Genomic DNA, 24,314 nt, shown 5'->3' with positions numbered 1-24,314 from the left:
AACAAATAAGTTAAGTAGGTGGCACAATGTATTCAGTGATTAGTAAGATTTTGAATTTCATTTTAGTTAAAATGTCAAAATCATTATACGTAATCGGTAAAGATAATATTCCTAAGGATAGTAAATATGTCGTAACTTGTACGCATGAAAGTTATAACGAAGTCATTATGCTAGGTATGGCATTATATCCTAATCAAATTCATTATATGGCTAAAAAAGAATTATTCAAAAATAAATGGATTGGTAAATTTTTAACGTCTTTAAATGCATTTCCTGTAGATCGTGAAAATCCAGGACCTAGTACTTTAAAACGCCCAATCAATTTGTTGAAAGATAATAAGACAGTTGGTATCTTCCCAACAGGTTCTCGCACATCGCAAGAAGGTGCACCTTTGAAACGTGGTGCTTCAACAATTGCAATGTTAAGTAAGTCACCAATATTACCTGTTGCTTATGTTGGTCCTACTAAGATTCACGGTCTTTTAACAGGACAAGCATACATAAATATTGGCAAACCAATCGATATTAACGATTTACCTAAAGATTTAAAACGAAACGAGCGTATCGATTATATTACAAAAGAGATTGAAACACGAACAGCAAAGTTACAACAAGAATTGCATGAAATTGTAAAAAGTTTATAAAATAACTTGAGGTAGAAATATAGCTGGTTAGTAAGCCTAGGTGACTATAACGGAGTATCGAAGTAGTTATTCTAGTTACATTAGTAATCTTTATATTTCTACATTATTTTAAGAAGGATGACATTCAATGTATAAATTTTTCCAAAATTTAGGGCGTTCGTTAATGTTACCAGTTGCCATTTTACCGGCTGCAGCAATTATTGCCGGAATTGGTAATACGTTAAATGCACTTCATGCGACGCCGAAAATCGCAATGTTCTTTACTACGGTAGGTACTACGATTTTAGAGCAATTAGGTATTTTATTTGCAATTGGTGTAGCTATAGGAATGGCAAAGAAAAATGATGGTGCAGTCGCGCTTGCAGCTACGTTAGGATATTTTTTAGTTACAGTTGTATTATCACCAATGAAATTAGCGCCTTTATTAGGAATGAAAGCTTCGGAAATAAATTCAGCTTTTGAAAAGATGAATAATGGCAATGTCTTTGTTGGTATTGTAATAGGTTTAATAGCAGCTTATGCATACAATAAGTTTAGTGAAACAGAATTACCATTAGCATTATCATTTTTTAGTGGTAAACGTCTAGTTCCAATTATGACTGCATTTTACTGTACATTTTTAGTTGTCATATTGTTATTCTTATGGCCACTACTTTATTCATGGATTGTAAAATTTGGTGAATCTATAGTCGGTTTAGGATCGTTTGGAGCTTTCATATATGGTGTTGCCAATAGATTATTAATTCCTACAGGATTACATCATGCACTGAATAGTGTGTTCTGGTTTGATACGATTGGTATTAATGATATTGGTAAATTCCAAAGTGGCAAAGATGCTATAAAAGGTATTACAGGACGCTATCAAGCGGGATTCTTCCCAATCATGATGTTCGGTATTCCAGCGGCTGCGTTAGCAATGTATCATACAGCTAAAACTACTCAGAAAAAACAAGTTTACGGTTGGTTCCTAGCGAGTTCAGTTGCAGCATTTTTCGTTGGTGTTACAGAGCCGATTGAGTTTGCATTTATGTTTGTTGTGCCAATCTTATATGTTGTTCATGCGTTATTAACAGGATTATCTTTATTTATCGCAGCTACATTCCATTGGACAGCTGGATTTTCATTTAGTGCAGGTTTGATAGATTATGTGTTATCACTAATTAATCCAGTATCAAATCATCCATTGATGTTGCTTGTTCAAGGTGTTGTATTTTTCATCTTATACTATGTGATTTTCCGTGTAGTAATCCAAGTATTTAACTTGAATACGATTGGTAGAGGTGAAAATGAATTAGTTGACCCAACAGTTGTAAAAGATAATATTGCTCCTGGTGAAAATGATATTAAACAAAGTAAATATCATCAACATGCTATACAAATATTAGAAGGTTTAGGCGGTCAAGAGAATATTGTTAATTTAACCAATTGTGCAACAAGGTTGCGTCTAGAGTTAAAAGACACATCTATTATTGATAAACAGAAGATTAAAAACGCCGGTGCAGTTGGTGTTACTGTTAATGGCAAACATTCAACTCAAGTTATTGTCGGTACACACGTACAGCAGGTTGCTGATGAAATTGAAAAACATTTATAAAATTTAAACAGCTAAAGCGCAAATCTAACTTCAATAGGGTTTGCGCTTTTTTTAGTCAAATAGTAGAATGATTTATATCTGAATTTTCAGAAATGGAGTGGGGATTGTGAAGAAAATTTTATTTGATGTTGATGGCGTTTTTTTAAGTGAAGAACGTTGTTTCGATGTCTCTGCATTAACGGTATATGAATTATTAATGGATAAGTGTTATTTAGGTCTTCATTCACATATAGATTGGGAAACTTTGACTGATAACGATATACAAGACATTAGGAATCGAATTTTTCAAAAAGATAAGATTTTAAACAAATTAAAATCGCTAGGGCTGAATTCAAATTGGGATATGTTATTTATCGTTTTTAGTATTCATTTAATTGATATTTTGAAAAAGTTATCACATGATGAAATTGAGGCATTCATGTATCAAGATGAGCCTGTCGAATTGAAGTTGCAAAATATAAGCACAAACTTAGCAGACTGTTTTAATTTAAATGAACAACTACCTTTACAATTTTTGGATAATGTAAAAGTTGGTAAAAATAATATTTATGCTGCTTTGGAAGAGTTTGCAACAACAGAGTTACATGTTTCGGATGCTACTTTATTTAGTTTGAAGGGTGCATTATGGACGTTAGCGCAAGAAGTTTATCAAGAATGGTATTTAGGATCGAAGTTGTATGAAGATGTTGAAAAGAAAATAGCACGAACTACTTTTAAGACAGGTTATATTTATCAAGAAATTATTTTGAGACCAGTAGATGAAGTTAAGGTACTTCTGAATGATTTAAAAGGTGCTGGTTTCGAATTAGGTATTGCAACAGGTCGTCCTTATACTGAGACTGTTGTGCCATTTGAAAATTTAGGATTGTTACCATATTTTGAAGCTGATTTTATTGCAACAGCAAGTGATGTTTTAGAAGCAGAGAATATGTATCCGCAAGCACGACCATTAGGAAAGCCGAATCCTTTTAGTTATATCGCAGCTTTATATGGTAATAATCGCGATAAATATGAATCTTATATCAATAAGCAAGATAACATTGTAAATAAAGATGACGTATTTATAGTAGGCGATTCGTTAGCTGACTTATTAAGTGCTCAAAAAATAGGTGCAACGTTTATTGGAACATTAACAGGTTTAAAAGGTAAGGATGCTGCAGGTGAGTTAGAAGCGCATCATGCCGACTATGTTATTAATCATTTAGGTGAACTTAGAGGTGTACTAGATAATTTGTAATTTGATTGTTGTTTGACAGCATAACTTGTAGTGAATGATTGAACCAAAGGTTTCATATTGAGTTACAATGAAATTAATAATGAAAAAATGCCAAGAAGCAATGGAAGTAATCCAATGTCTTCTTGGCATTTTGAATTTACATAAATTGTTTATGACTGTACCGTCAATTCAGTTGTGAAAATTTGATTGTATTCACCAACTTGTTTAAGTTCATCAATTATATTGTTTGAAACAGGTTGATCAACGGATAAAATCATTAGCGCATCTCCGCCCGCTTCAGTTCTACCTAAAGTCATAGATGCAATGTTGATATTGTATTTACCTAACAATGCGCCAGTTTTTCCTACCATACCTGGAGTATCATTATGATATGACACAATTTGATATTGATTTGGCTTTAAGTCTACAGAAAAATTATTAATTCTAACAATTCTTGGACCGAAACCTGTAAAGACAGAAGCGCCAACTTTAACGGAATCGCTATCGTTTGATAGTTCTACCTCTAAGTAGTTACTAAAACCTGTCTCTGCTTTATTATTTTCAATATTTAATGTCACTTGTTGTTGATTTAACAACATTAGAGCATTGATAATATTGACTTCAGGACCAAGATCATCTTTTAAAATATGAGTAATAATTGTACGTGTTAATAAACTACTATCAATAGAGGCTAAGTCGCCACCGTACGTAATTTTAATAGAGCTTGGTGCATTGTACATTAATTGAATAGCTAATTCACCAACTGTTTGGCTTAAATTGATGAATGATTTTACAGTATCATCTATATTGCTTAAGTCCATTTTAGGTGCATTCACTGCATGCGTTACAGTACCATCAATTAAAATTTCGATGATTTCATTTGAAACAGAAATTGCCACTTTTTCTTGAGCTTCGACTGTTGAAGCACCCAAATGAGGTGTAACAATAATTTTATCATGTGCAACAAGAGGCGAGTCAGTTGCAGGTTCATGTTCAAACACATCGATAGCTGCCCGACTAATTTGTCCTTCGTCTAATGCTTTTATTAGCGCCTTTTCATCAATAATACCACCACGTGCCACATTGATTATTTGCAAACTAGGTTTTGCTTTGGCAAAAAAGACAGCATTAATTAAGCCTTTTGTTTTAGGTGTTAGTGGTGTATGTAATGTAACGAAATCAGAATGTTGGGCAATCTCATCAACTGTTGCCTTCGTAATGCTTAAAGATTTTGCTTTTTCATCCGTTAAGTAAGGGTCAAAAGCTAGTATTTTCATTCCGAAACTTTGCGCACGTTTAGCAACACCTAAACCAATTCTACCAGCACCAATGACACCTAATGTTTTATGATAAAGCTCAGTACCTTTAAATGCATTTCGATTCCATTCTTTATTTGTAAGTGATTGGTGTGCTTGCGGAATATTTCGTGCCATTGATAATAACATTGCCAGTGTATGTTCAGTAGCTGAAATCGTATTACCATCTGGGGCATTAATAACTAAAATACCTTTTAATGTTGCAGCATCAATATTAATATTATCTACACCAACACCGGCGCGTGCGATTACTTTTAAAGAATCAGCAGCATTTATGATATTTTCAGTAACCGTAGTTTGACTACGAACGATTAAAGCATGGTATGAAGGTATAATTTTGATTAATGCTTCTTCGGACAAGCCAGTTTGAATATCTACATTGAATTGTTCGTGATCTAATAATGCTTTGATACCATCTTTTGATATGGGATCTGCAACGAGTACATTAAATTGCTTCATGAATAACCTCCATATATTTTGATATACCTTTACCGATATAGTTAACTTTACGGTGTTCAGTTAAAATAATTTCTAAAGCAGATACTACCGATAAAATATCGAAAGGACTAATTTTCCCCATATGACCAATTCTTAAAATTTGACCTTTAAGATGGCCTTGACCACCAGCAATTGTTATTTTAAAGCGATTTTTAAGTTCATCTTTGATTATTTTCACTTCATCATTTGTATTAGGTTTGAATGCTGTAACCGTTGGAGATGCATCTTTATCATTGACTAATAAAGTTAAATCTAATGCTTTTAAGGCGCTTCTTAATGCATTTCTAATTGCATAGTGTCGTGCTATTACGTGATTGAAACCTTCTGCTTTTACGGTTTCAACGTATGCATTTACACCTCTAAATAAAGACACATTTGGTGTGAACGGTGTAGAATTGTCAGCTTGTGACGAAATGTATTTATTTAAGTCTAGATAAAATTTTGGCGTAGTTACTTCTTTGAAATGTTCTTTTGCACGGTGGCTATAAGCTACAAAAGCTAATCCTGGAGGTAACATAATTGCTTTTTGACTACCAGAAACAAGTACATCAATTTTATCTTTGTTAATGTCAACATCAACAGCACCAATGCAACTTACGCCGTCAACTACAAAATAAATATTACTATTAAATTGATTAATGGCATTTCCTAACTCGTGAATAGGGTGTAGCACTGTCGTAGATGTTTCGCAATATTGACTAAATACTGCTTTAACTTCAACATTTAAAGTTGAAAGGAAATTGATGAAATCTTTGACATCTACAGCTTCTCCCCATGTTACGTCATAAATATGCACATTTTTGTAATAAGTTTGTGCAATTTGTTTAAATCGGTTACCAAAGGCACCTGAAACAATGACAACGAAGTGATCTTCAGGGTTTACAATGTTCAACATACTAGCCTCCAAGACGCTTGTACCGCTAGATGTTAAAATAAGTACATCATTTTGACTCCCAAATATTGGCTTTAGACCTTGAAATGCTTGTTGTGCGATGTCTTCAAAATCTTTAGAACGATGACCAACCATAGGTGCTTGAATTTCTCTCATAATGGCATCAGGTACAGGGGTTGGGCCAGGTGTTAATAACAACGGTTGATGATAATACATTTATATGCCTCCTATAAATAAGATTTCACTATTTTAGCAAATTTTCTGAAAATTTAAAAGCCTAAAAAAGTGATAACGCTATATTGTCGAACAAACGTTATCACTTAACGATTTTATTTGGCCTGAATGATGGGATAGATTTTTATGTCCACATTATTTCTTACAGCATTTGAAATCATGCAATTATTATCTGCAATTGTTATCAATTTTGGTAATCGCTTTTCTAATTGTGCTATTTGATCACTTGGAATTTGAATTTGAGGATGGTGCACAATTTTTGACATACTGAATTTTCCGTTATTTAAACAAGCTGTTCCAATCGATTGTTGTTCAATTGAAATATCTGTGAACTTTGCACGTTCAAGAGTAGCTGCTAATGAGATGATATAACATGATGAAGCGGCTGATACTAACATTTCATCGGGATTTGTTCCTATACCAACACCACCTAAAGAAGCAGGTATAGAAATATTCTCTGAAAGTATGTCGCCTTGAACGTTTCCGACATTGTTACGACCACCTTGCCAAGAAGTTTGGACTTTAAAGTCATGTTGATGCAATTGCTTTAACCTCCAATATAATTGTGATAGTTTAATTTTAGAATAGTTTATCAAAGTTTAACAGAAAGGTGACTTATCAATGACTCTGAATAAACTGAAAGATGAATTACAAATTGTTTCGCACCGTGGATTGCCGAGTGATTTTCCTGAAAATACAATGGTCGGTTATCGAGAGGTAATGGGGCTCAATGTTGCTATGTTAGAAATAGATGTTCATTTGACCAAAGACCAACATTTTGTTGTGATACATGATGAAACAATTGATAGAACATCGGATGGTAAGGGGCGTATTGCTGATTACACATTATCGCAATTAAAATCATTTGATTTTGGTAGTTATAAAGATGTTGCTTTTAAGGGAGAACGAATACCCACGTTAGATGAAGTACTTTCATTATGCTTAAAGTATGATAAAAAGCTATTGATTGAATTGAAAAGTCCGAATTTATATCCAGAAATAGAATGTAAATTGCTGGCATTTTTGGAAGAAAAGAAAGTCGATGCGACACAAGTAGTTATACAATCTTTTGATATCGAATGCATCGAAAAGTTAAACACATTGGGCAGTATATATGAATTAGGTGTGCTTTGTAGTAAACGTAATTATTGGTATAAAAAGCCAAACTTTTCAAGAATTGCTCAAATTGCTAGTTATGTTAATCCTAATTATGCATTAGTGACCAGAAAATTTGTTGATAAAGCACATCATCATCAATTACAGGTTATGCCATACACAGTTAATAAATTGAAAACTGGAGAAAAATTAAGACAAATGGGTGTAGATGGATTAATTACAGATAATCCGAAATTATTTATTAAGTGAGACGATGAATGGTAATTTGATAGAGGGATGAGGATTCGTATATCGCAATTGATAATTTTAAAAACTAATGATGAAATACTAAAGATAATTAAACAAATAAGACTTGTAAATTCTAAGTTGATTGTAAAATAGGGTAGCTCCATATAATTTTGAATCTATCATTTTTAAATTAATAAAAAAAACACCCACAATTGTGGGTGTTTGTATTGAACGTATTATCTTGAGTAGTACTCAACGATTAATTGTTCGTTAATTTCAGCAGGTAATTCGCTACGTTCTGGTAAACGTACGAAAGTACCAGTTAAGCTGTCAGCATCAAAGTTTAAGTACTCAGGTACGAAATTGTTGATTTCAACTGATTCAACGATGATGTTTAATTTTTGAGATTTTTCACGAACTGAAATTGTTTGACCAGGTTTAACAGAATAAGATGGAATATCAACACGTTTACCATCTACTAAGATATGACCGTGGTTAACTAATTGACGTGCTTGACGACGAGTACGAGCTAAACCTAATGAATAAACAACAGCGTCTAAACGACTTGCTAATAAGATCATGAAGTTTTCACCGTGTACACCGAATTTTTTACCAGCGATGTCAAATGTGTTACGGAATTGTCTTTCAGTCATTCCATATAAGTAACGTAATTTTTGTTTTTCACGTAATTGTAAACCATATTCTGATAATTTTTTACGTTGGTTTGGACCATGTTGTCCTGGTGCGTAAGGACGTTTTTCTAATTCTTTACCAGTACCGCTTAAAGAGATACCTAAACGACGAGATTTTTTCCAGTTTGAACCTCTGAATCGAGCCATAATAAGACTCCTCCTTTAATTCTTTTTTGTTGTTATGAATAAACAAAAAAGAGTGTTGCATGCTTACTAAGATATATTGTTTTATGTGTCTTCACCTTATAGCGACAGTTACGTGACACGTCCGCATTGGGAACAACATAGCGCTCAATAATATACAACTGCTACTTTCGTTAATTCACACAAAGATTATTGTAACATTTTCCTGCTAACTGTCAACACTTTATTGAAAATGCTGATGTCCTTTTATGCGAGTTGCTTTTCAATAATTTTAACAATTGCTTCAAGATGTTCTTTGTCATTGTCATCAAATCGATCCGTTATAGGGGCATCGATATCTAAGACGCCGATAATTTTATCATCTTTGAAAATTGGAACGACAATCTCAGACTTACTATTAGCATCACAAGCGATATGTCCTTCGAATTGATGAACATCAGCTACAATTTGTGTACGACGTTCTGAAACGGCTGTACCACATACACCTTTTCCGATTGGAATGTGGACACAAGCGGGGTGTCCTTGGAAAGGTCCAAGTATAAGTTCATTTTGTTCCAATAAGTAAAAGCCAACCCAATTAATTTGATCTAGATTATCATTTAATAAGGCAGACATGTTACTTAAAATAGCAATCATGTGATGTTCATCTTCAATAAGGCTTGCTGCTTGTTTCTTTAATAATGTGTAGTTTGTTGGGTTAATTGTTGTCATATTTAAAACCTCTTATTTTCATAGATTTTATAATAGTATAGAATTTCGAAAATATTATGGCAATAAATTCATTTTATAATTTATCCTTAAGCAAAATTACGTTATAATAGTAATGATAAATTAGGAGGAGAAGCATATGGTGTTATATATCATTTTGGCAATAATTGTGATTATATTGATTGCTGTAGGTGTATTATTCTATTTACGTTCAAATAAACGACAAATTATTGAAAAAGCAATCGAACGTAAAAATGAAATTGAGACGTTACCTTTTGATCAAAACCTTGCACAATTATCTAAGTTGAATTTAAAAGGTGAAACAAAAACGAAATACGATGCAATGAAAAAGGACAACGTAGAAAGTACAAATAAGTATCTAGCTCCTGTGGAAGAAAAAATCCATAATGCTGAGGCTTTATTAGATAAATTTAGTTTCAACGCATCTCAAAGTGAAATTGATGATGCAAATGAGTTGATGGATAGTTACGAACAAAGCTATCAGCAACAATTAGAAGATGTAAATGAAATTATTGCGTTATACAAAGATAATGATGAATTATATGACAAATGTAAGGTTGATTATCGTGAAATGAAACGTGATGTTTTAGCAAATCGTCATCAATTTGGTGAGGCAGCAAGTCTACTTGAAACTGAAATTGAAAAATTTGAGCCAAGGTTAGAGCAATATGAAGTACTAAAAGCTGATGGTAATTATGTACAAGCGCACAACCATATAGCTGCCTTGAATGAACAAATGAAACAGCTAAGATCTTATATGGAAGAAATACCAGAATTAATTAGAGAAACTCAAAAAGAATTACCTGGTCAATTCCAAGATTTAAAATATGGTTGCCGTGATCTTAAAGTTGAAGGGTATGATCTGGATCACGTGAAAGTAGACAGTACATTACAAAGCTTAAAAACAGAGCTTAGTTTCGTTGAACCATTAATTAGCCGCTTAGAATTAGAAGAAGCTAATGATAAACTAGCTAATATCAATGATAAGTTAGATGACATGTATGATTTAATTGAACATGAAGTTAAAGCTAAAAATGATGTCGAAGAAACAAAAGATATCATTACGGATAACTTATTCAAAGCTAAAGACATGAATTATACATTGCAAACAGAAATTGAATATGTACGTGAAAACTACTATATAAATGAATCTGATGCTCAGAGTGTTCGTCAATTTGAAAATGAAATTCAAAGTTTAATTTCTGTATATGATGATATTTTAAAAGAAATGTCTAAATCTGCTGTGCGATATAGCGAGGTTCAGGATAATTTACAATATTTAGAAGATCATGTCACAGTTATTAATGACAAACAAGAAAAGCTACAAAATCATCTGATTCAATTGCGTGAAGATGAAGCAGAAGCAGAAGACAATCTGCTACGAGTACAATCGAAGAAAGAAGAAGTGTATCGTCGATTACTTGCTTCTAACTTAACAAGCGTTCCTGAAAGGTTTATCATCATGAAAAATGAAATTGATCATGAAGTTCGTGATGTTAACGAACAATTTAGTGAACGTCCAATACACGTTAAACAGTTAAAAGATAAAGTGTCTAAAATTGTGATTCAAATGAATACATTTGAAGATGAAGCAAATGATGTTCTTGTTAATGCTGTTTATGCAGAGAAATTAATTCAATATGGAAATAGATATCGTAAGGACTATAGCAATGTTGATAAGAGCTTAAATGAAGCTGAACGATTATTTAAAAATAATCGCTATAAGCGTGCGATTGAAATTGCAGAGCAAGCTCTTGAAAGTGTTGAGCCAGGTGTTACTAAACATATTGAAGAAGAAGTTATTAAGCAATAGAAACTAGTATGTAGTTATACTTAAATAATATGAGCACTCTGTCAAATTGGACTGATGAGTTTAATAATTGAAGTTAGCCAACGATACGTTGTCTAGCTTCTTTTTTATATGGATAAATGAAAGGGACAATAAATATAAATAGCAATTGTTTAAAGATAAACGTAATCAAATGTGTTGTTTTAATTAATATAAGTAGTGAAAAAAGCATAATCACACAGCTGTTTAAATAGAGTGAAATAGTCTAATTCTTATTTAATAAGTAGAAATAAGATTATTTTGCGCTATAACCTTTATTTTTTGTCGGATAATAGTATAATGCTTGAGTAAAACAATTTTAACGATTGATGATTAATGAAAGAGAAGTGTTTATTTTGATATATCTAGATAATGCGGCAACGACGAAAGCATTTGAAGAAGTGTTAGATACTTATTTAAAAGTAAATCAATCAATGTATTATAATCCGAATAGTCCGCATAAAGCTGGTTTGCAGGCAAATCAATTACTACAACAAGCAAAAACCCAAATTAATGCAATGATTAATTCAAAAACAAATTATGATGTTGTATTCACTAGTGGTGCAACTGAATCCAATAATCTTGCTTTAAAAGGTATTGCCTATCGTAAATTTGATACAGCGAAGGAAATAATTACATCCGTGTTAGAGCATCCGTCCGTATTAGAGGTTGTAAGATATTTGGAAGCACACGAAGGATTTAAAGTTAAATATGTTGATGTAAAGAAAGATGGCAGTATTAACTTAGAACACTTCAAAGAATTAATGTCAGACAAAGTCGGTTTAGTAACATGTATGTATGTAAATAATGTAACTGGACAAATACAGCCTATTCCACAAATGGCTAAAGTTATAAAAAATTATCCTAAGGCACATTTTCATGTAGATGCGGTTCAAGCATTCGGCAAAATTTCAATGGATCTCAATAACATAGATAGTATTAGTTTAAGTGGACACAAGTTTAATGGTTTAAAAGGACAAGGCGTCTTACTTGTAAATCACATTCAAAATGTTGAACCAACTGTCCATGGTGGTGGTCAAGAATATGGTGTTAGAAGTGGAACAGTTAATTTGCCAAATGATATTGCAATGGTTAAAGCGATGAAGATAGCTAATGAAAACTTTGAAGCATTGAATGCATTTGTTACTGAGTTAAATAATGACGTCCGTCAATTTTTAAATAAATATCATGGAGTTTATATTAATTCTTCAACTTCAGGTTCACCATTCGTTTTAAATATTAGTTTTCCTGGCGTAAAAGGTGAAGTATTAGTTAATGCTTTTTCAAAATATGACATTATGATATCTACGACAAGTGCTTGTTCATCTAAACGTAATAAATTAAATGAAGTATTGGCTGCAATGGGATTATCAGACAAATCTATTGAAGGTAGTATAAGATTATCATTTGGGGCTACTACAACTAAAGAAGATATAGCGAGGTTTAAAGAAATATTTATCATCATTTATGAGGAAATTAAGGAGTTGCTAAAATAATGAAGTATGATCACTTGCTTGTTAGATACGGGGAGTTAACATTAAAGGGTTCAAATAGAAAGAAATTTGTAAATCAATTAAGAAATAATGTAAATAAGTCATTAAAAGGACTTGATGGGTTTGTCGTTAAAGGCAAACGAGATCGTATGTATATTGAACTTGAAGACCATGCAGATATAAATGAAATAACATATCGATTATCAAAAATTTTCGGTATTAAATCTATTAGTCCAGTATTAAAAGTAGAAAAAACAATAGAGGCAATAAGTGCAGCGGCAATTAAATTTGCGCAGCAATTTGAAGAAAACAGCACATTTAAAATTGATGTGAAGCGTGCCGATAAAAATTTCCCAATGGATACGTATGAATTACAGCGTGAATTGGGTGGTGCAGTATTGAAGCACTTCGACAATATTTCAGTGAATGTCAAACGTCCAGATCATGAAATTCGAGTGGAAGTTAGATTAGATGCAATTTATATGTATGAAGAAGTTGTTCCGGGTTCAGGTGGATTACCAGTTGGTACTGGTGGTAAGACGTTACTAATGCTTTCAGGCGGTATAGACTCACCAGTTGCTGGGATGGAAGTGATGAGACGTGGCGTAACAATTGAAGCGATTCATTTCCATAGTCCACCATTTACAAGTGATCAAGCAAAAGAAAAAGTTATTGAATTGACACGTATTTTAGCTGAACGTGTTGGACCAATTAAATTGCATATTGTACCATTTACAGAATTGCAAAAACAGGTAAATAAAGTTGTACATCCAAGATATACAATGACTTCAACGAGACGTATGATGATGCGTGTTGCTGATAAATTAGTACATCAAATAGGGGCTTTAGCTATTGTAAATGGTGAAAACCTAGGGCAGGTAGCCAGTCAAACACTTCATAGCATGTATGCAATTAATAATGTAACTTCTACTCCTGTATTACGTCCTTTATTAACTTACGATAAAGAAGAAATTATTATTAAATCGAAAGAAATTGGTACATTTGAAACATCTATTCAACCATTTGAAGATTGTTGTACAATTTTCACCCCTAAAAATCCAGTAACCGAACCAAACTTTGATAAGGTAGTCCAATATGAAAGTGTCTTTGATTTTGAAGAGATGATTAATCGTGCTGTTGAAAATATTGAAACACTTGAAATAACTAGTGATTATAAAACTATTAAAGAACAGCAAACAAACCAATTAATAAACGACTTTTTATAAATAAAATCCTAGAGTAAATTTAAACATAAGGGGATGTTAAACTATGGATTTGAACTTAACGATGATTATAATCATAATTTTATTTGGTTTTATCGCGGCGTTTATAGATTCGGTTGTAGGGGGTGGCGGTTTAATTTCTACGCCAGCATTATTAGCAATCGGTCTACCACCATCTGTGGCTTTAGGTACAAATAAATTGGCAAGTTCGTTTGGTTCTTTAACTAGTACGATAAAGTTTATAAGGTCCGGTAAAGTGGACTTATATGTTGTTGCCAAATTATTTGGTTTTGTATTTTTGGCATCTGCATGTGGCGCATATATTGCAACGATGGTTCCGTCACAAATATTGAAACCTTTAATCATCATTGCACTTTCGTCGGTGTTTATATTCACATTACTTAAAAAAGATTGGGGCAATACACGCACGTTTACTCAATTTACATTTAAGAAAGCCATAATATTTGCAGCACTTTTTATATTAATCGGCTTTTATGATGGATTTGTAGGTGGGGGAACAGGTTCATTTATGCTTTTTGTATTGTTAGTCTTTGGTTTTGATTTTTTAAGTGCAGCAGGAAATGCTAAAGTTTTGAACTTTGCTTCTAATATAGGTGCGCTTGTATTATTTATGGTATTAGGACAAGTAGATTATGTAATAGGTTTAATTATGGCTATAAGTATGATTGCTGGGTCATATGCTGGGGCTCATTTTGCTATTAAACAAGGTGTTGGTTATGTAAAAGTATTATTTATTATTATTACTGCTATTTTAATTTTAAAAAATGCTTTTGATTATATTCAACAATTTGTATAAAATTAAATTTGCTTTTGATTAAAGCATGAAAATTGTAATCAAACCATAAATTGTCGTATGATGTAGTTAGAATTTTAAAATGCAGGAGGTCAAGTATATGACTGAAATAACATTCAAAGGTGGACCAATCCACTTAAAAGGTCAACAAATTAATGAAGGTGATTTTGCACCTGATTTTACAGTGTTAGATAATGACTTAAATCAAGTAACATTAGCAGATTATGCTGGTAAAAAGAAATTAATTAGTGTGGTACCATCAATTGATACAGGTGTTTGTGATCAGCAGACTCGCAAATTCAACTCTGATGCTTCTAAAGAAGAGGGGATTGTGCTTACAATTTCAGCAGACTTACCATTCGCACAAAAAAGATGGTGCGCTTCAGCAGGTTTAGACAATGTCATTACATTAAGTGACCACCGTGACTTATCATTTGGTGAAAACTATGGCGTTGTTATGGAAGAACTTCGCTTATTAGCTCGTGCAGTATTTGTATTAGATGCAGATAATAAAGTTGTTTATAAAGAAATCGTTAGTGAAGGTACTGATTTCCCAGATTTTGATGCTGCTTTAGCTGCATACAAAAATATTTAATCATTAAAGAGATAAATCTTAAAATGTATACATCGTGTCCATCGTTGTCAACAGCATTAAAATAGAATTGTTTTCTATGATTGCTAAGACCTATGGGCACTTTTTATTGGAGAGGGACGAATATGGCAGAACAACAAACAATTATGGAACGCTTGTTTCATACATTAGATGAAAAAGCTAAAACATTAAATAATGAAAATGGCCAAAGTTTTATTGAAAATCTTGGGCTAGCAATGGAACAAGTATATACCAATGAAAGAGGATTGTTAGAACAATCGACGTTACAAGATCGACGTAAAGCATTCCAATTTGCATATTTAAGTTTAATGCAGGAAGAAAAGATACAAGCAAATCATCAAATTACACCAGATTCAATTGGATTGATACTAGGATTTTTAGTTGAGCGTTTTATGAACAACCAAGAAGAATTACATATTGTTGATATTGCAAGTGGTGCCGGTCATTTAAGTGCTACTGTAAAAGAAGTGTTACCTGAAATTGCGGTTATGCATCATTTAATTGAAGTTGATCCAGTTTTATCACGTGTTAGTGTACATTTAGCAAACTTCTTAGAAATTCCTTTCGATGTGTATCCTCAAGATGCCATCATGCCACTACCATTAGAAGAAGCAGATATCGTTATTGGTGATTTTCCAGTAGGCTATTATCCAATTGATGAAAGAAGTAAGGAGTTTAAGCTAGGTTTTGAAGAAGGACATAGTTATTCACATTATTTATTAATAGAACAAGCAATAAATGCATTAAAAGATGCTGGATATGCCTTTCTAGTGGTACCAAGTAATATTTTTACAGGTGAACATGTAAAACAGCTTGAAAAATATATTGCAACAGAGACAGAGATGCAAGCATTTTTAAATTTACCACCAACTTTATTTAAAAATGAAAAAGCGCGAAAATCTATATTAATTTTACAAAAGAAAAAATCGGGTGAAACAAAGCCAGTTGAAGTATTATTGGCAAATATTCCTGATTTCAAAATTCCTTCACAATTTCAAGGATTTATGACAGAGTTAAATCAGTGGATGGACACAAATCGTCCTAAAAAATAATCTGTAATAGTATAGTCATAAAACTGTATGAATGATAAAATGAAAAATGAAATAGTATAAAAAGCAAACGATGGAGGATCATTACTTATGTCAAAATTAATCTTGGCTATCAATGCTGGTAGTTCATCATTAAAATTTCAATTAATTAGAATGCCTGAAGAGGAATTAGTAACAAAAGGTTTAGTAGAAAGAATCGGATTGAAGGATTCAATTTTTACAATTGAAGTCAACGGGGAAAAAGTTAAAACAGTACAAGATATCAAGGATCACGTTGAGGCAGTTGATATCATGTTGGATGCTTTTAAAGCGCACAATATTATTAATGATATTAACGATATCGATGGAACAGGTCACCGTGTTGTACATGGTGGTGAAAAATTCCCTGAATCAGTAGCTATTACTGATGAGGTTGAAAAGGAAATTGAAGAATTAAGCGAATTAGCACCGCTTCACAACCCAGCTAACTTGATGGGTATTCGTGCTTTCCGTAAATTATTACCAAATATCCCTCATGTGGCAATTTTTGATACAGCATTCCATCAAACAATGCCTGAAAAAGCATATCTATATAGCTTGCCATATCATTATTATAAAGATTATGGCATTCGTAAGTATGGTTTCCATGGTACAAGCCATAAATTTGTATCACAAAGAGCGGCAGAAATGTTAGATAAGCCAATTGAAGATTTACGTATTATTTCATGTCACATTGGTAATGGAGCATCAATTGCAGCTATCGATGGCGGTAAATCTATTGATACATCAATGGGCTTCACACCACTTGCTGGTGTAACAATGGGTACTCGTTCTGGTAATATTGACCCTGCTTTAATTCCATTTATTATGGAAAAAACAGGTAAAACTGCTGAACAAGTATTGGAAATCTTAAACAAAGAATCAGGTTTATTAGGATTATCAGGTACATCTAGTGATTTACGTGACTTATCAGAAGAAGCTGAATCAGGTAAAGCACGTTCACAAATGGCTTTAGATGTATTTGCTTCTAAAATTCACAAATATATTGGATCATATGCTGCGAGAATGCATGGTGTTGATGTTATCGTATTTACAGCAGGTATCGGTGAAAACTCAGTAGAAATTCGTGCGAAAGTTCTTGAAGGCTTAGAATTTATGGGTGTTTACTGGGATCCTAAGAAAAATGAAAACTTACTACGTGGTAAAGAAGGATTTATTAACTATCCTCATTCACCAGTTAAAGTTGTCGTTATTCCAACAGATGAAGAAAGTATGATTGCCCGTGATGTTATGACATTCGGTGGTTTAAAATAATTTTTAAATAAATATTAAGCGTCTATCTCCGCTACAATTATATGTAGGAGGTAGACGCTTTTTGTATTGTTTGAAAATTAACTAGTGTAATGTCTCTTTTCACGAATATCTTAAAGAATTAAGTAGTCGAAGAAGATTATGAAAACATTATTAAGTGAGTTTTATTTATAAACAATAAAAAACCAAGTGCAGAAAGTTGCACTTGGTTCATAATGATCAAGTAGTTATCTAATGATCATCTATATTTAATTTTGATATTTTTCACGTAATTGAGTTGTTGCAACTTGTGGTTGGAAGTCTGCTGGTAACTCTTCAGTACGAACAACTAACACGTCACATGGCGCATGACGAACGATAGATTCTGATACAGAACCAACAATAAATCTTTCCACGGCATTTAAGCCTGATGTACCACTCATAATCAAGTCTGCATTAATTTCATGTGCAAGCTTTTTAGGAATGATAGATTTAGGAGAGCCAAACTCTAGACGCGTTTCTACATCTTTAACACCAGCGTTAGTAGCTACTTCTTTATAACCATTTAATAATTCTTCTGCAAAATGCTTAGATTTTTCAGTAAATTGAGCATCATAAACTTCATAAGAAGAATACGTTCTTGAATCAATTACATTCACAATTGTTAACTTCGCATCGTTACGTTTAGCAACACCAACTGCTCTGTTAAATGCCCATTCCGCTTCATGTGAACCGTCAACTGCGATTAAAATATTTTTGTAAGTAATCATAGTAAGTGCCTCCTTGTTCTTTCTTAATTATATTTTACCACAATTTTCGGAAAAGTCAGTGTAATAACCTTTACAATTTTGTGGATTTTTGATTGCGCTTTCAAAATGTTCGCGTTAAGATGATTATGGAGGTGGATGGTATGAAAATTGGTATACCAAGGGAGATTAAAAATAATGAAAATCGTGTTGGTTTATCACCAAGTGGTGTGCACGCTTTAGTAGAAAGTGGGCATACTGTTTTAGTGGAAACAAATGCGGGTTCAGGATCATTCTTTGAAGATGTAGATTACAAAGAAGCAGGTGCTGAGATTGTTGCTGAACAAGCAAAAGTTTGGGATGTGGATATGGTTATTAAAGTTAAAGAACCACTTGAATCTGAATATCCATATTTTAAAGAAGGGCTTGTATTATTCACTTATCTTCATTTAGCAAATGAAGAAAAATTAACACAAGCTTTGATAGATAGAAAAGTAATTAGTATTGCATATGAGACTGTGCAGTTACCAGACCGATCTTTACCATTGTTATCACCAATGAGTGAGGTAGCAGGAAGAATGTCAGCTCAAGTTGGCGCAGAGTTCCTACAAAAACTTAATGGTGGTATGGGAATTCTACTAGGTGGTGTCCCAGGAGTACCTAAGGGTAAAGTAACTATTATCGGTGGTGGTCAAGCAGGAACAAATGCAGCTAAAATTGCACTAGGACTAGGTGCAGATGTTACGATTTTAGATGTTAATCCAAAGCGTTTACAACAATTAGATGATTTATTCGGTGGACGTGTACATACAATTATGTCAAATCCGTTGAATATTGAGTTGTATGTTAAACAAAGTGATTTAGTAATAGGTGCAGTTTTAATTCCAGGTGCTAAAGCGCCAAGACTTGTAACAGAAGACATGATTAAACAAATGAAAAATGGGTCAGTTATTATTGACATTGCTATTGATCAAGGCGGTATTTTTGAAACAACTGATAAAATTACGACACATGATGATCCTACATATATTAAGCATGGTGTGGTTCATTATGCAGTTGCAAATATGCCAGGTGCAGTACCGCGTACTTCGACGTTAGCTTTAAATAATGCTACGCTACCTTATGCGCTCATGCTAGCTAATAAAGGGTATAGAGAAGCATTTAAATCAAATCAACCATTATCATTAGGTTTAAATACTTACAAAGGTCACGTAACCAATAAAGGCGTTGCAGAGGCATTTGAAATGGAATATAAATCTGTAGAAGAAGCATTACAATTATAATTTGAATTTGATGAAAAGGGAATGGATTACAGCGTACTAAAGAATGACGTTATCATCTCCTTGGTTATTAAAATTAAATAATGATAAATTAAAGCTAGAAACAATGCGAAGAAATCATCGAACATGAATGATATTGATTTGATTCATTACATGTTACTGATGAACATACCTGCATATGTGTTTCTAGCTTGTTTGTTACATATTGCATTTAGACTTGGATAAAAATTTATGTCTTAGGCGCTACAATGTTATATTGGCAGTGTTTGACTGAATGAGAATGCGCTTGTAACAAGCTTTTCATTTTTATCCCACTCCTTATTTTTCGTAATGTGTTAATACTTCATATCCTTCATTAGTGACAAGTATGTCATCTTCAATTCTTACACCTGCAACACCAGGTACATAAATACCTGGTTCGATTGTAATAACCATGCCAGCTTCTAACAAATTAGAATTAGTACTTGAAACATCTTGATATTCATGTTCTTGTAATCCTAGGCCATGACCTAAGCGATGAGGGAAATATTCACCATAACCTTTTTCTGAAATAATATTTCTAGCGATATGATCGATATCTTTTAATGGTATTCCAGGTTTAATTGCTTGGATTGCAGATGTTTCTGCTTCTAATACAATATTATAAATTTCTTGTGCTTCTTTGCTAGGTTCACCAAATTTAATAGTACGTGTCATATCGCTACAATAATGCTCATAAATTACACCTAAATCAAATAGTACATATTCATTGCTTTTTAATCTGCGATCTCCTGGTGTGCCATGAGGTGATGCGGCATGATCTCCAAATAAAACCATCGTATCAAAACTCATTTCATTGACGCCATATTGTTTGATAGTTTGCTCAATATGGTTGACTACTTCACATTCAGTCACACCTTCTTTTAAATAAGAAACACCTATTTCGATACACTTATCTGCTAACTCAGCAGCTTTACGTATTTTGCTAATTTCATCTTCGGATTTAATATTTCTCAATTGTTTGATTGTTAAATCAACATCTCCGAATGAATTGACATTGAAACCAGAGATTAATTGTTTTTGGCGTGCTACTGTTAAGTGCTCGCTTTCAATTAGTAATTTATTGATTGTTTGAGGATAAAGTGAAAAAGGGTTTTCAGTGTCTAAATATCCAACGATTTCACCTGTGAAAGGTGATGCTTTGACTTCTTCGACTTCCATTTTTGGACAAAATAGTACTTGTTTACCATCTTTCTTAATCAATAATGCAAATAATCTTTCATGGGGTTCGCTACGGTATCCAGTAAAATAATATACATTCAACGGTGTTGTAATCCATGCTGCATCAGCTTGTTGATTGTTCAATTCGTCTATTATTTTTGATATTTTTGTCATTTTATAAACACTCCTCAACATAATATTACTTCCATTTTATGCCAATTATTATTAGATTTCAAAATCGAGCTAATACATTAACTAGATTTTCAATTTTTAAAATTTGAGAATTTGTTATAATTAAGTGGCAAAAGGGTACTAAATTTATATAGTAATTGATAGGAGGATGCTCAAATGAAGTTATCATTTCATGGTCAATCAACGATTTATTTAGAAGGGAACAACAAAAAGGTTATCGTAGATCCGTTTATTTCAAATAACCCTAAGTGTGATTTGAATATTGAAACAGTGCAGGTAGACTATATCGTTTTAACGCACGGTCATTTTGATCATTTTGGTGATGTTGTGGAACTAGCAAAGAAAACAGGAGCAACAGTAATTGGAAGTGCAGAAATGGCTGACTATCTTTCTTCATATCACGGTGTTGAAAATGTTCATGGTATGAATATTGGTGGTAAAGCAAACTTTGATTTCGGAAGCGTTAAATTTGTTCAAGCATTTCATAGTTCAAGTTTTACACATGAAAATGGTATTCCAGTTTATTTAGGTATGCCAATGGGTATCGTGTTTGAAGTTGAAGGAAAAACAATTTATCATACTGGTGATACAGGTCTGTTTAGTGACATGTCACTTATTGCGAAACGTCATCCAGTTGATGTATGTTTTGTACCAATTGGAGATAATTTTACGATGGGTATTGATGATGCAAGTTATGCTATTAATGAATTTATTAAACCAAAAATTTCTGTACCGATTCATTATGATACATTCCCATTAATCGAACAAGATCCACAACAATTTAAAGATGCTGTTAATGTAGGGGACGTGCAAATTTTAAAACCAGGTGAATCTGTTCAGTTTTAAATAGAATATAGATTTTACACTAAAAAACACCTCGCTAATCTATGTGGAAGTTATCGTCTGCATATTTTTAGTGGGTGTTTTTATATTCTACTGATTCAGTTACGACGTGGACGGGGGACATCAGTGGTTCTTTATCATTTCTGACCTACTCTCGTAATTTTAGTTTTATACAATTAGACATTGATTATAAATTTACTACGATATAAAAAATCCAGAACCACAGTCATAATCGTTTCTTGTATTTACTCAGTCGTTTGAGACTGCATCATGATTGAAAGATTATTTGTGATTCTGGATAAAAATTTTATTTAACGATTAATACAGGGATAGTCGCACGTTTTGCTACTTTGTGGCTGACACTTCCAAGTACAAATTTCTTTTTGTCTTCTGCTTTACGGTTACTTAAAACAACAATTTCATATTTACCGCTATTAGCATGTTTTAATAGTTCTTCTTTTGCATTACCACGAACAATTATTTGGTCATAATCAATACCATAATCTTCTAAAGCTTTGCGTGTTTTTTCCAATCGCTTGCTTCGTTCTTCAGTAAGTTTGTTTAAATGAACACCTGCTTTAATTGATGCTTGAGCATCTTGTTCGCTGATTGCGTTTAAAACTGTTACGACTGTACCTTCGCCAGCTAATTTAGACACTTCTTTTAGTGCTTTTTCATTTTTTAACTGAGTGTCTACACCAAGTAATATATTTTTATACATTAGTACATCCCTCCTCACTTACATTCTAATAAATAATAATGGATTTTTCCATTTAAAATTAAAGATTTTGTGATCTTTGTGTTTGTTGTATATTTTCAAAAAATAAAATAGGTGAAACGATCATTATTTCATTTCACTTCAATGCTTTTTATCCAAAATAAAGTTATAATGTAGTTAATACTGTTCGAAAAGAAGAGGTAAAGAATGACAAAACATGAACAAATTTTAGATTATATTGAATCGTTATCTATAGGCTCTAAAATTTCGGTGCGTAAAATCGCTAAATTTTTAAACGTATCTGAAGGGACAGCATATCGTGCAATTAAAGATGCTGATAAAATGGGCATGGTCGCAACGATAGATCGTGTTGGTACGGTTCGAATCGAAAAACGTAATCGTAATGAAATTGAACATTTAACTTTTAATGAAATTGTCAATATTATTGATGGCCAAGTGTTAGGTGGCAACAAAGGTATCACTAAGATGGTATCTAAATTTGCAATTGGAGCAATGGAACTCAAAGATATTTTAAAGTATATTGGTCCAAAGACATTATTGATTGTCGGAAATCGTGAAGATGTGCAGATTGAAGCTTTAAAAAGAGGTACGGCTATATTAATTACTGGTGGATTTAAGCCATCTAATAAAGTTATTAATTTTGCGAATGAACATGATTTACCTGTTCTATCATCAAGTTATGATACATTCCTAGTTGCAAATATTATCAACAAAGCACTTTTTAATCAGAAAATACGAAAAGATATCTTAATAGTTCAAGATATAATGACGCCATTAGATGATTTATCTGTGCTGTTTGATACGATGAAAATAGCAGATTATAAGCGTATGGCGAATCGAACTGGCCATACAAGATTTCCGGTAGTCAATGAGTCGTATAAATTAGTAGGTATTGTAACAAGTCGAGAGATGATTAATACAAAGGACGACGACGAAATAGATAAAGTGATGACGCGAAATCCTATTTATGTAAATGCTATGAGTACAGTAGCAAGTTGTGCGCATATGATGATTTGGGAAGGTATTGAATTGATTCCTGTCGTTTCGAGTAATAAAAAGACAGTGGGTGTGATTAATAGACAAGATGTTTTAAAGTCTATGCAACTTTTAGGAAGACAGCCTCAGATGGGTGAAACAATTAACGATCAAATCGCCAAATATATAACAATGAATCAAGATGGAATTACAGTAGAAGTTTCACCACTTTTAATCAATCATTACGGAACAGTAAGTAAAGCGGCATTTGTAAGTATTATAGAAGAAACAATACAATATGAAATGCGTAAATTTAAAAAAGGTAATGTCATGATAGAGAACTTAAATATCGTGTATATTAAAACAGTACCTATTGAATCACATATAACAGTGCGCTTTGGCATACTAGACGTCGGAAGAAACTTCGCCAAAATAGAAGTGAACATGCATAGTCAAAACGACAAAGTAGCGAGCGCTCTCGTGATATGCCAAATGTTTGACGAAGTATAGGAACTTAGCAGAGAAAATAGGCATAAGATAGATTTCGCACAAACGTTGGGGCCCCACCCCAACTTGCATTGTTTGTAGAAATTAGGGGTCCAATTTCTCTGTGTTGGGGCCCCTGAACTAAATAGTATGAAAATATATATATCTAAATAATTAAAACGGGCAAATAGTTTAATATGGTAGTAACAATTTTTATAATTTAGATATTTTGATATAGACTAATGCTTAAATTAAGCAACT

25 protein-coding genes are annotated in these 24,314 nt (G+C 32.8%); 15 read left to right on the top strand and 10 right to left on the bottom strand.

The annotated features are described in order from the left end of the window. Positions 1-26 precede the first annotated feature (26 nt). From JG553_RS05810 to JG553_RS05800, 3 genes are all read left to right on the top strand, one after another. On the top strand, positions 27-644 hold the full coding sequence (locus tag JG553_RS05810) for a lysophospholipid acyltransferase family protein (protein WP_000287588.1): 618 nt from the start codon (positions 27-29) through the stop codon (positions 642-644). Between the two features lie 127 nt (positions 645-771). Beyond that, on the top strand, positions 772-2,238 hold the full coding sequence (gene nagE, locus JG553_RS05805; RefSeq protein ID WP_000276370.1) for an N-acetylglucosamine-specific PTS transporter subunit IIBC: 1,467 nt from the start codon (positions 772-774) through the stop codon (positions 2,236-2,238). Positions 2,239-2,344: 106 nt separating this feature from the next. Beyond that, positions 2,345-3,475, top strand: a complete 1,131-nt coding sequence (locus JG553_RS05800; RefSeq protein WP_000721707.1) for an HAD family hydrolase — start codon at positions 2,345-2,347, stop codon at positions 3,473-3,475. On the opposite strand, the gene JG553_RS05795 is transcribed toward JG553_RS05800, so the two are convergent. The 4 genes from JG553_RS05795 to JG553_RS05780 all read right to left on the bottom strand — a co-directional run bounded on the left by JG553_RS05795 (position 3,436) and on the right by JG553_RS05780 (position 6,936). Beyond that, complete coding sequence (locus JG553_RS05795) at positions 3,436-3,531, bottom strand: hypothetical protein (RefSeq protein WP_001789986.1); 96 nt, start codon at positions 3,529-3,531, stop codon at positions 3,436-3,438. The genes JG553_RS05800 and JG553_RS05795 overlap by 40 nt on opposite strands. 93 nt (positions 3,532-3,624) lie before the next feature. Continuing rightward, a complete protein-coding gene (gene serA, locus JG553_RS05790; RefSeq protein ID WP_000808845.1) occupies positions 3,625-5,229 on the bottom strand; it encodes a phosphoglycerate dehydrogenase in 1,605 nt (534 codons plus the stop codon). Continuing rightward, positions 5,216-6,376 (bottom strand): pyridoxal-phosphate-dependent aminotransferase family protein, encoded by a 1,161-nt coding sequence (locus JG553_RS05785; protein ID WP_000291415.1) that lies wholly within the window; start codon positions 6,374-6,376, stop codon positions 5,216-5,218. Before JG553_RS05785 ends, serA begins: the two co-directional genes overlap by 14 nt. 113 nt (positions 6,377-6,489) lie before the next feature. Beyond that, positions 6,490-6,936 carry an OsmC family protein gene (locus tag JG553_RS05780; RefSeq protein WP_000553926.1) on the bottom strand — a complete coding sequence of 149 codons (447 nt, stop codon included), beginning with the start codon at positions 6,934-6,936 and terminating at the stop codon, positions 6,490-6,492. A 79-nt stretch (positions 6,937-7,015) separates the two neighbouring features. Here JG553_RS05780 and JG553_RS05775 point away from each other — a divergent pair, with 79 nt between their 5' ends. Further along, positions 7,016-7,759, top strand: a complete 744-nt coding sequence (locus JG553_RS05775; protein WP_000174282.1) for a glycerophosphodiester phosphodiesterase — start codon at positions 7,016-7,018, stop codon at positions 7,757-7,759. Between the two features lie 215 nt (positions 7,760-7,974). Here the strand turns inward: JG553_RS05775 and rpsD are convergent, their stop codons facing one another. Beyond that, positions 7,975-8,577 (bottom strand): 30S ribosomal protein S4, encoded by a 603-nt coding sequence (gene rpsD / locus JG553_RS05770; protein WP_000090512.1) that lies wholly within the window; start codon positions 8,575-8,577, stop codon positions 7,975-7,977. A gap of 243 nt (positions 8,578-8,820) precedes the next feature. Next, positions 8,821-9,285, bottom strand: coding sequence for a GAF domain-containing protein (locus JG553_RS05765; protein ID WP_000207845.1), 465 nt, complete (start codon positions 9,283-9,285; stop codon positions 8,821-8,823). Positions 9,286-9,421: 136 nt separating this feature from the next. Between JG553_RS05765 and ezrA the strand changes: the two genes are divergently transcribed. Continuing rightward, on the top strand, positions 9,422-11,116 hold the full coding sequence (ezrA, locus tag JG553_RS05760; RefSeq protein ID WP_000244865.1) for a septation ring formation regulator EzrA: 1,695 nt from the start codon (positions 9,422-9,424) through the stop codon (positions 11,114-11,116). Positions 11,117-11,189: 73 nt separating this feature from the next. On the opposite strand, the gene JG553_RS05755 is transcribed toward ezrA, so the two are convergent. Then, positions 11,190-11,330, bottom strand: coding sequence for a hypothetical protein (locus JG553_RS05755; RefSeq protein ID WP_001789981.1), 141 nt, complete (start codon positions 11,328-11,330; stop codon positions 11,190-11,192). A gap of 148 nt (positions 11,331-11,478) precedes the next feature. Here JG553_RS05755 and JG553_RS05750 point away from each other — a divergent pair, with 148 nt between their 5' ends. The 6 genes from JG553_RS05750 (at position 11,479) to JG553_RS05725 (ending at position 17,616) form a co-directional block, all read left to right on the top strand. Beyond that, a complete protein-coding gene (locus tag JG553_RS05750) occupies positions 11,479-12,627 on the top strand; it encodes a cysteine desulfurase family protein (protein ID WP_011447028.1) in 1,149 nt (382 codons plus the stop codon). Then, entirely contained in the window at positions 12,627-13,850 is a 1,224-nt protein-coding gene (gene thiI / locus JG553_RS05745) for a tRNA uracil 4-sulfurtransferase ThiI (protein ID WP_000872653.1), read from the top strand. Before JG553_RS05750 ends, thiI begins: the two co-directional genes overlap by 1 nt. A gap of 43 nt (positions 13,851-13,893) precedes the next feature. Further along, positions 13,894-14,664 carry a sulfite exporter TauE/SafE family protein gene (locus JG553_RS05740; RefSeq protein ID WP_000365320.1) on the top strand — a complete coding sequence of 257 codons (771 nt, stop codon included), beginning with the start codon at positions 13,894-13,896 and terminating at the stop codon, positions 14,662-14,664. Between the two features lie 97 nt (positions 14,665-14,761). Further along, complete coding sequence (gene tpx, locus JG553_RS05735) at positions 14,762-15,256, top strand: thiol peroxidase (RefSeq protein WP_000136253.1); 495 nt, start codon at positions 14,762-14,764, stop codon at positions 15,254-15,256. 122 nt (positions 15,257-15,378) lie between these two features. Further along, entirely contained in the window at positions 15,379-16,326 is a 948-nt protein-coding gene (locus tag JG553_RS05730) for a class I SAM-dependent methyltransferase (RefSeq protein WP_000840574.1), read from the top strand. 87 nt (positions 16,327-16,413) lie between these two features. After that, the gene (locus JG553_RS05725) at positions 16,414-17,616 is read left to right on the top strand and encodes an acetate kinase (protein WP_000040069.1); all 1,203 of its coding nucleotides are present in this window, start codon (positions 16,414-16,416) and stop codon (positions 17,614-17,616) included. A gap of 245 nt (positions 17,617-17,861) precedes the next feature. Here the strand turns inward: JG553_RS05725 and JG553_RS05720 are convergent, their stop codons facing one another. Further along, positions 17,862-18,362 (bottom strand): universal stress protein, encoded by a 501-nt coding sequence (locus JG553_RS05720; RefSeq protein WP_000634175.1) that lies wholly within the window; start codon positions 18,360-18,362, stop codon positions 17,862-17,864. A 140-nt stretch (positions 18,363-18,502) separates the two neighbouring features. On the opposite strand from JG553_RS05720, the gene ald reads away from it, so the two are divergent. Together ald and JG553_RS05710 are read left to right on the top strand one after the other, a co-directional pair. Then, positions 18,503-19,621, top strand: coding sequence for an alanine dehydrogenase (gene ald / locus JG553_RS05715; protein ID WP_000689998.1), 1,119 nt, complete (start codon positions 18,503-18,505; stop codon positions 19,619-19,621). Positions 19,622-19,744: 123 nt separating this feature from the next. Next, positions 19,745-19,843 carry a hypothetical protein gene (locus tag JG553_RS05710; RefSeq protein WP_001789984.1) on the top strand — a complete coding sequence of 33 codons (99 nt, stop codon included), beginning with the start codon at positions 19,745-19,747 and terminating at the stop codon, positions 19,841-19,843. A 93-nt stretch (positions 19,844-19,936) separates the two neighbouring features. Here JG553_RS05710 and JG553_RS05705 read toward each other — a convergent pair whose 3' ends face one another. Then, a complete protein-coding gene (locus JG553_RS05705; protein WP_000161661.1) occupies positions 19,937-20,992 on the bottom strand; it encodes a M24 family metallopeptidase in 1,056 nt (351 codons plus the stop codon). Between the two features lie 174 nt (positions 20,993-21,166). Between JG553_RS05705 and JG553_RS05700 the strand changes: the two genes are divergently transcribed. Next, the gene (locus JG553_RS05700) at positions 21,167-21,856 is read left to right on the top strand and encodes a metal-dependent hydrolase (protein ID WP_000777188.1); all 690 of its coding nucleotides are present in this window, start codon (positions 21,167-21,169) and stop codon (positions 21,854-21,856) included. 304 nt (positions 21,857-22,160) lie between these two features. On the opposite strand, the gene JG553_RS05695 is transcribed toward JG553_RS05700, so the two are convergent. Then, entirely contained in the window at positions 22,161-22,574 is a 414-nt protein-coding gene (locus tag JG553_RS05695) for a universal stress protein (protein WP_000277602.1), read from the bottom strand. Positions 22,575-22,778: 204 nt separating this feature from the next. Between JG553_RS05695 and JG553_RS05690 the strand changes: the two genes are divergently transcribed. Continuing rightward, complete coding sequence (locus JG553_RS05690; RefSeq protein WP_000160435.1) at positions 22,779-24,077, top strand: CBS domain-containing protein; 1,299 nt, start codon at positions 22,779-22,781, stop codon at positions 24,075-24,077. Positions 24,078-24,314 lie beyond the last annotated feature (237 nt).

Origin of the sequence: Staphylococcus sp. T93 (assembly GCF_016743875.1) — a bacterium.
Classification (GTDB): Bacteria; Bacillota; Bacilli; order Staphylococcales; family Staphylococcaceae; genus Staphylococcus; species Staphylococcus aureus.
Note: the sequence above shows the minus strand (reverse complement) of the source record. Positions and strands in the feature narration are given on the sequence as shown.

What these genes read in the sequence shown, in the direction of transcription:
- JG553_RS05740 (WP_000365320.1), top strand. Translation starts at nt 13,894, where the DNA reads ATGGATTTGAACTTAACGATGATTATAATCATAATTTTATTTGGTTTT.
- JG553_RS05725 (WP_000040069.1), top strand. Translation starts at nt 16,414, where the DNA reads ATGTCAAAATTAATCTTGGCTATCAATGCTGGTAGTTCATCATTAAAA.
- tpx (WP_000136253.1), top strand. Translation starts at nt 14,762, where the DNA reads ATGACTGAAATAACATTCAAAGGTGGACCAATCCACTTAAAAGGTCAA.
- JG553_RS05765 (WP_000207845.1), bottom strand. Translation starts at nt 9,285, where the DNA reads ATGACAACAATTAACCCAACAAACTACACATTATTAAAGAAACAAGCA.
- JG553_RS05690 (WP_000160435.1), top strand. Translation starts at nt 22,779, where the DNA reads ATGACAAAACATGAACAAATTTTAGATTATATTGAATCGTTATCTATA.
- JG553_RS05810 (WP_000287588.1), top strand. Translation starts at nt 27, where the DNA reads ATGTATTCAGTGATTAGTAAGATTTTGAATTTCATTTTAGTTAAAATG.
- JG553_RS05795 (WP_001789986.1), bottom strand. Translation starts at nt 3,531, where the DNA reads ATGAAACCTTTGGTTCAATCATTCACTACAAGTTATGCTGTCAAACAA.
- ezrA (WP_000244865.1), top strand. Translation starts at nt 9,422, where the DNA reads ATGGTGTTATATATCATTTTGGCAATAATTGTGATTATATTGATTGCT.
- serA (WP_000808845.1), bottom strand. Translation starts at nt 5,229, where the DNA reads ATGAAGCAATTTAATGTACTCGTTGCAGATCCCATATCAAAAGATGGT.
- JG553_RS05710 (WP_001789984.1), top strand. Translation starts at nt 19,745, where the DNA reads ATGAATGATATTGATTTGATTCATTACATGTTACTGATGAACATACCT.
- rpsD (WP_000090512.1), bottom strand. Translation starts at nt 8,577, where the DNA reads ATGGCTCGATTCAGAGGTTCAAACTGGAAAAAATCTCGTCGTTTAGGT.
- thiI (WP_000872653.1), top strand. Translation starts at nt 12,627, where the DNA reads ATGAAGTATGATCACTTGCTTGTTAGATACGGGGAGTTAACATTAAAG.
- ald (WP_000689998.1), top strand. Translation starts at nt 18,503, where the DNA reads ATGAAAATTGGTATACCAAGGGAGATTAAAAATAATGAAAATCGTGTT.
- JG553_RS05720 (WP_000634175.1), bottom strand. Translation starts at nt 18,362, where the DNA reads ATGATTACTTACAAAAATATTTTAATCGCAGTTGACGGTTCACATGAA.
- JG553_RS05700 (WP_000777188.1), top strand. Translation starts at nt 21,167, where the DNA reads ATGAAGTTATCATTTCATGGTCAATCAACGATTTATTTAGAAGGGAAC.
- JG553_RS05785 (WP_000291415.1), bottom strand. Translation starts at nt 6,376, where the DNA reads ATGTATTATCATCAACCGTTGTTATTAACACCTGGCCCAACCCCTGTA.
- JG553_RS05775 (WP_000174282.1), top strand. Translation starts at nt 7,016, where the DNA reads ATGACTCTGAATAAACTGAAAGATGAATTACAAATTGTTTCGCACCGT.
- JG553_RS05695 (WP_000277602.1), bottom strand. Translation starts at nt 22,574, where the DNA reads ATGTATAAAAATATATTACTTGGTGTAGACACTCAGTTAAAAAATGAA.
- JG553_RS05705 (WP_000161661.1), bottom strand. Translation starts at nt 20,992, where the DNA reads ATGACAAAAATATCAAAAATAATAGACGAATTGAACAATCAACAAGCT.
- nagE (WP_000276370.1), top strand. Translation starts at nt 772, where the DNA reads ATGTATAAATTTTTCCAAAATTTAGGGCGTTCGTTAATGTTACCAGTT.
- JG553_RS05730 (WP_000840574.1), top strand. Translation starts at nt 15,379, where the DNA reads ATGGCAGAACAACAAACAATTATGGAACGCTTGTTTCATACATTAGAT.